The following is a 6098-nucleotide window of genomic DNA, read 5'->3' as shown; positions in this document are numbered from 1 at the left end:
CAACCGGAACGGCATCGAGTCCGCGGCACAACGCATCGAAGGTGCCTTCGCCGCCGTCGGCCACGGGAAGCTGGACGGAGCGGCCGCCGCCCGCATCGACGCCGGCGGCCACGGCCGCGGCGACCTCGGCGGCGGTGTAGGTGCCCTTGAAGCTGTCCGGGGCGATCAGAACCGTCATACCCAGGCCTCCGGGTTCACGGCATGCGGCGGAATCCGGTCTTCGGCCATCGCGATGGCATTCAGTGCGCTCAGCCGCGCCATCTCGGCGCGGACCGGCACCGTGGCGCTGCCGACATGCGGGAGCAGCACCGTGTTGGGCAGTTCGGCCAGCCCGGGCGCCAGGCGCGGTTCGTCCTCGAAGACGTCCAGGCCGGCCCCGGCAATTTCCCCGTTCCGCAGCGCGTCCACCAGCGCGGCTTCGTCCACCACCGGACCCCGGGCGGTATTGATCAGGATGGCTCCGGGCTTCATCCGGGCCAGCACCGCGGTGTCGACCAGGTGGTGCGTCTGCTCCGTCAGCGGCAGGTGCAGGGACAGGAAGTCGCTGCGCTCCACGAGCTCCTCCCACTGCACCTGGCGGACCTTGCCGGCAAACTCACCGAGCTCCTCGTCGCTGACCGGCCGGTCCCCCGGCGGCCGCGGGGCGAAGATGATCTCCATGCCGAAGCCCAGCGCGCGCCGGGCAACGGCCCGGGCGATCCGGCCGAACCCGGCCAGTCCCAGCACCCGTCCGGAGACATCGCTGCCGAGCATCAGTTCCGGTTCCCAGCCGTGGAACCTCCCCTCGCGGACTATCCGGTCCGCCTCCACCACCCGCCGGGCCGTGCCCAGGATCAGCAGCAGCGCGATGTCCGCCGTCGCATCCGTGAGCACACCGGGGGTGTTGCCCACCATGATGGCGTGGGCGGTGGCGGCGTCCACGTCGATGTTATTGTAGCCGACCGCGAAGTTGGACACCCCGCGCACCCGGGCACGGGCCAGCAGCGGTGCGTCCACCAGGTCTCGCAACTGGGTGAGGACGACGTCGAAATCACCGGACGCGCACAGCTCACCGAGGGTTTCATGGTCGGGAGGCTCGGGCAGGACCGTGACCTGGCCGGCTTCCTTGAGCAGCCCAAGACCAGGCGACGGGATGGGCGTGGTGACCAGGAACCTGCTTCCCATGCTCACTTGCTCCTGTCGCAGGCCGGGACCTTGTCCGAGGCGATAACCCACTCGAAGGCCTCCGCCTTGGACCGGGCGCCCTGCGCGGACTTGGAGCGGTTGGGTTCGCCCAGGTCCGCCAGCAGCTTCTCGGACAGCTCCACCAGGCCGGCGAACGTGTCCGGGGTCAGCCACTCCGGCCGGGTGGCGAACAGGATGTCCTCGGTCGAGGTATTGCCGCTGGCCCCCGGGGCGAAGGGGCAGCCGCCCAGCCCGCCCAGCGCCCCGTCCACCAGGGTGGCGCCGGCGCTGATCGCTGCCAGGGTGTTGGCGACGCCGAGCCCCCAGGTGTCGTGGCCGTGGTAGACGATCCGCCGCGCGGGGGACTCATCCCGCACCCGCCGGATCAAACTCGCCACCTGCGCCGGAACCGCCTGGCCCAGGGTGTCGCAGATGACGATGTCGCAGGTGCCCTCGGCCCGCGGATCCTTGGCGATGGACAGCACCCGCTCCTCCGGCACGATGCCTTCGAACGGGCAGGTGAAGGAGGTGGCGATGCAGAGCTGGATCTGCCCGTTGACGGCACGGGCGTACTCCACGGCCTGCGGCAGCGCTTCCAGGCTGGCATCCGTGCTGCGGCCGATGTTCGCCTGGTTGTGGGAGTCCGACGCCGAGAGGCAGTACTGGAAATTCCGCGCCCCGGCGGCCGCGGCCTTGGCCACATGGCCCGGGGTAGCGACCCAGATCCAGCATTTCTCCAGTTCCTCCGGCGTCAGCGCCTGGACCACCTCAAGCGTGTTGGCCATCGGCGGCACCAGGTCCGCCCGGGCCATGGATCCGAGCTCGATGGACGGCACACCCAGGCGCAGCAGCTCGCGCACGGTCTCCACCTTGGCCTCGGTGGAGAGCATCTTGCCGGTCAGCTGGAGCCCGTCACGCAGGGTGACGTCGCGGAGTTCCGCGCGGGGTTCGTAGGTGAAGCTCATGCCTGCAGTGCCTCCTCGCGGCTCGATGCCGCATTGATCTGGTCCGTGTCCATGTTCAGCAGCCCGCCCAGGACCTCCTCGGTATTCTCGCCCAGGTCCGGGCCGAGGTTCCGGATCGGCAGCGACTGCCCGCCGATCACGGGCACAATGCCCGGGAAGCCGACGTCGGAGAGCGTTTCCTCGCCGGTGGACACGTCGAATTTCTGGATCATGTTCCGCGCCGCGTACTGCTCGTCGGCCACAATGTCGGCGGCCGTGTAGATCGGACCGGCCGGAACGCCGGCCGCGTCCAGGGCCGCCAGCGCCTCGGCGGCGGTGAGCCGTCCGGTCCATGCTCCGATCGCCGCGTCCAGCTCTTCACGCCGGGCCCAGCGTTCGGCGTTGGTCTGCAGTCCCGGATCGGAGCCCAGGTCCGCCCGGCCGATCGTCTCCATATAGCGCCGGAAAATGCCGTCGCCGTTGCCTGCCACCACGATGGACGCTCCGTCCGCACAGACGTAGGCATTGGACGGGGCGATGCCCTCCATCCGCCCGCCGGTGCGCTCGCGGCGGACCCCGTACGCCTCGTAGTCCGGGATCAGGGATTCCATCATGGAGAACATCGCCTCGTTCAGCGCCACGTCGATGATCCGCTCCGGCAACGCCACCGCGGAAGCCGCCGTCCGGCGTCGTGTTTCCCGCTGGAACAGGCTCATCACGGAGCCGAAGGCGGCGTACAGTCCGGCGATGGAGTCGCCGATCGAGACGCCGACGCGCACCGGGGCGCGGTCGGGATCCCCGACCAGGTTGCGGAATCCGCTGTAGGCCTCGGCGACGGCGGCGAATCCGGGCCGCTCGGACAGCGGGCCGGTCTGGCCGAAGGCCGAAACGCGGGTGATGATCAGCTCCGGGTTGGCCTGGTTGAGCACCTCGGGGCCCAGCCCCCACTTTTCCAGCGTGCCGGGGCGGAAGTTCTCCAGCAGGATGTCCGACTTCGCCGCCAGCTCCAGGACCGCCTGCCGGCCCGCTTCCGTCCGCAGGTCCAGCACCACCGACTTCTTGTTGCGGTTGATCGTCCGGTACAGCATGGACGTGTCCCCCTTGTGGAGGCGCCAGTTGCGCAGCTCATCGCCGGTGCCCGGCCGCTCCACCTTGATCACCTCGGCGCCGAAGTCCGCCAGCAGCCGGCCGGCGGTAGGGGCCGCAATGTAGTTGCCCAGTTCCAGCACGCGGACGCCGTCCAGCGGGGCGATGGCATTCTGTGTCATTGTCTTCCTTCGTTTCGTGGTCTGTTGTTGCCGGCCGGGGCGGTGCCTAGAACAGCAGGCTCATGGGCAGGATCAGCAGGAGTGCGACGACGGACGCCACCGAGACGCCGACGCTCACCGATTTCAGGGCGCCCCGCACGCTCTGGCCCAGCAGCGACTGCAGCAGCCAGAAGGTGTTGCTGGTGACGTGGACCATGAAGAGGGAGCCGGCGCCTGCGGCCAGGGCGATCAGGACGGGGTCGATGCCGAGAGCCGGCGCGATTGGCGCCAGCAGGCCGGCCGAGGTGATCGCGGACAGCGTCACGGAGCCGACGGCGATGTGCAGGACCGCGGCGATGCCCCAGACGACGACCAGCGGGGCAACGGTGCTGGCGGAGAAGAACCCGCCCAGGATGTCGCCCAGTCCCGCGGCGCCCACCGTTGCCGCCAGGGATCCGCCGACGCCGGTGAGGATGAGGATCTGGCCGCTCTCCTTGAAACCGGTGGAAATGGCTGCCTCCACTCGCTTTTGGCCGACGGTGTAGCGGGCCACTACGGCCGTGCCGATCAGGCCGATCAGCAGGGCCATGATCGGCTCGCCGAGCAGCTCCAGCCACGGGATCTCGACTTCGAGGATTTCCAGGATGGCACCCGCGCCGATGAGCAGCAGTGACGTCAGCAGCGGCGCGAACAGGAGCAGCAGCGGCGCGGACTTCGCCTCGGGTTCGGCCAGGGCCACACCGGCCGGTGCCGGCTGCGCGTGCGGGACCGCCGAGCCGTCCCTGTTGGAGCGCACTGTACCGCCGGCGGGAGTGGCGCCGGCGGTGCCGTCGGACGCGGCCGGGGTATCGCCGTCGTTCTCCAGGTCAAAGGTGTGGTCCTCATCCTTGGCCTCGTTCCAGAAGCCCTTGCGGAACAGGAACGTCATGATGGCGATGGAGATGATGATGGTCGGGACAATCAGCAGCAGGCCGAATACCAGCATCTTGCCCAGCGGCACGCCCAGCAGCCCGGCCAGGGCTAGTGCGGCGACGCCGGGAACCATGAACACGATGCCGCACTCGAGTGAGATCGCCATCGCCGTGGCCATCCGCGCCGTGCCCAGCTTGCCGATCTTTGGGGCCAGGCGGCGGGCCAGCGGGGCCGAGATCACGAGCAGGACATCCAGGAAGATGGACTGCAGGAGCGTACCGACGGCCAGTCCCATGGTGTAGGGCAGCCGCTTGGGGCCAAAGACCCGCAGCAGGTGTTCGACGAGCCGCCGGATGGCGCCGGTCTCGTTGAGGATCGAACCCATCAGCACGCCGAAGGCGATGAGCAGACCGACTTCCACCATGATCTCGCCGAAGCCGCCGGTGATGGTTTCGACGGTCTTCGTGACGCCGAGGCCGGCGGAGAGGCCGAGGTAGACGGAGCCGATGACCAGCGAGATGACCGGGTTCACCTTGAACCGGACAATCAGCACAACAGTGGCAAGCACTGCCACCGCCGTGTTGATCAGGATGGCGATATCAGACATTAGGAATCCGATCGGTTGGGACCTTCAACGCTGAAGGCTATGGACACGCTTGTTGCTGTGACGGGAGGCACAACGCTTGTCCCATATTATGGGTTTTGACCCACAATGCAAGTGCAGGGCCGGCGGCGGCACCGCGCAGAAGCCTCATGAGAAAAGACTCACGTTCTTCTCATGGCCCTCTCACGAACGCTGAACAGACTGGATGCATCAACAGATCAGGCGGCCTCCGGCAACACGGGAGCAGCCTGAACCGCACAAATGAGTTGGGAGAGAGTCATGAACAAGACAACGCGAAAGATCCTCGGCACCGCAGCCATCGCCGGAATGGTAATGGCAGGCGGAGCGGCCGCCGCCCAGGCTGACGACGGCGGGGTGATCGATCCGGCCACCGGCGCCATCATCGATGACCACGGCGTTCACGGACCGGGCCACGTCGACCTGAACGACGCCCCGGACGACGGCGACACCGCCGTAGCCCCCGCGGTCGACCCGGCCGCCGTCCCCGCCGCGGATCCGGCCCTCACCGAGGACGAAGCCGAAGACGCTAAGGACGCCGAGGACGAGGCCGAAGAGGCAGCCAAGGACGCCGCGGACGAAACCAAGGTCGAGGATGACGGAGTACCGCACGCCGAGGGCCTGGACGACGCACCGGGCGCACCCGACGACGGACTCTAGACCGGCACAGCACGCCCCCGGGGAATCCCCCCGTTCAGCCTGAACCCGCTACGCTGCCGGGCCTTCGTCCGGCAGCGTAGCGTTGGTAACGGCTACCGCCCGGTCAGGACAGCACGTCCTTGGTGGCGAACCGGCTGTAGGCCAGGGCGCAGAAGGTGGCAATGTAGGCGCCCTGCAAGAGCGCGTTGTCCGCGAAGGAAGACCACACGATCGGTTCGCGCAGCAGGTCGGCGAAGCTCAGCCAATGGTGTGTGAACAGCCAGGGGTGCAGCCATTCCAGCTGCGGCACGGCACCGAGAATCTGAGCCACCACGGCCAGTACGGCGGTGGCCGCCATGGCTCCCACCGGCACCTCGGTCAGAGTGGAAATGAATAGCCCAATGGCCGCAAGCCCCATCAGCGAGAGGCTGGCGTAGCCGGCCACCAGCAGCAGGCGCAGCACGGATTCACCCACGCTGATGGTCGCACCGGAGAGCAGCGTCACCGGCTGCACCTGGAAAAGAACGACGCCGACCAGCGCACCTGCCGCTGCCACCGACAGCGCCGCAG

General features: G+C 68.4%; 6 protein-coding genes and 1 pseudogene. 1 reads left to right on the top strand and 6 read right to left on the bottom strand.

Annotated elements, in window-relative coordinates; all coding sequences use genetic code 11:
• From AC5RW2_RS39775 to AC5RW2_RS39755, 5 genes are all read right to left on the bottom strand, one after another.
• The coding region (locus AC5RW2_RS39775) for a glycerate kinase (RefSeq protein WP_494075219.1) at nucleotides 1-178 on the bottom strand (178 nt) is incomplete at its 3' end.
• Entirely contained in the window at nucleotides 175-1164 is a 990-nt protein-coding gene (locus AC5RW2_RS39770; protein ID WP_494030845.1) for a 2-hydroxyacid dehydrogenase, read from the bottom strand. The genes AC5RW2_RS39770 and AC5RW2_RS39775, both read right to left, overlap by 4 nt.
• Before the next feature lie 2 nt (nucleotides 1165-1166).
• A complete protein-coding gene (locus AC5RW2_RS39765) occupies nucleotides 1167-2129 on the bottom strand; it encodes a hydroxymethylglutaryl-CoA lyase-like TIM-barrel protein (RefSeq protein WP_494030844.1) in 963 nt (320 codons plus the stop codon).
• Nucleotides 2126-3376, bottom strand: a complete 1251-nt coding sequence (locus tag AC5RW2_RS39760; protein ID WP_494030843.1) for a CaiB/BaiF CoA transferase family protein — start codon at nucleotides 3374-3376, stop codon at nucleotides 2126-2128. Before AC5RW2_RS39760 ends, AC5RW2_RS39765 begins: the two co-directional genes overlap by 4 nt.
• 46 nt (nucleotides 3377-3422) lie before the next feature.
• A complete protein-coding gene (locus tag AC5RW2_RS39755; RefSeq protein WP_494075218.1) occupies nucleotides 3423-4874 on the bottom strand; it encodes a GntP family permease in 1452 nt (483 codons plus the stop codon).
• Between the two features lie 276 nt (nucleotides 4875-5150).
• Between AC5RW2_RS39755 and AC5RW2_RS39750 the strand changes: the two genes are divergently transcribed.
• Nucleotides 5151-5549 carry a hypothetical protein gene (locus tag AC5RW2_RS39750; protein WP_494030841.1) on the top strand — a complete coding sequence of 133 codons (399 nt, stop codon included), beginning with the start codon at nucleotides 5151-5153 and terminating at the stop codon, nucleotides 5547-5549.
• Between the two features lie 103 nt (nucleotides 5550-5652).
• Here AC5RW2_RS39750 and AC5RW2_RS39745 read toward each other — a convergent pair.
• Nucleotides 5653-6098, bottom strand: a pseudogene (locus AC5RW2_RS39745) (ABC transporter permease); the annotation flags it as partial.

The organism is Arthrobacter sp. B0316-1-20 (assembly GCF_059091865.1).
The sequence above is the reverse complement of the archived record's forward strand: the minus strand, read 5'-3'. Positions and strand labels throughout refer to the sequence as shown.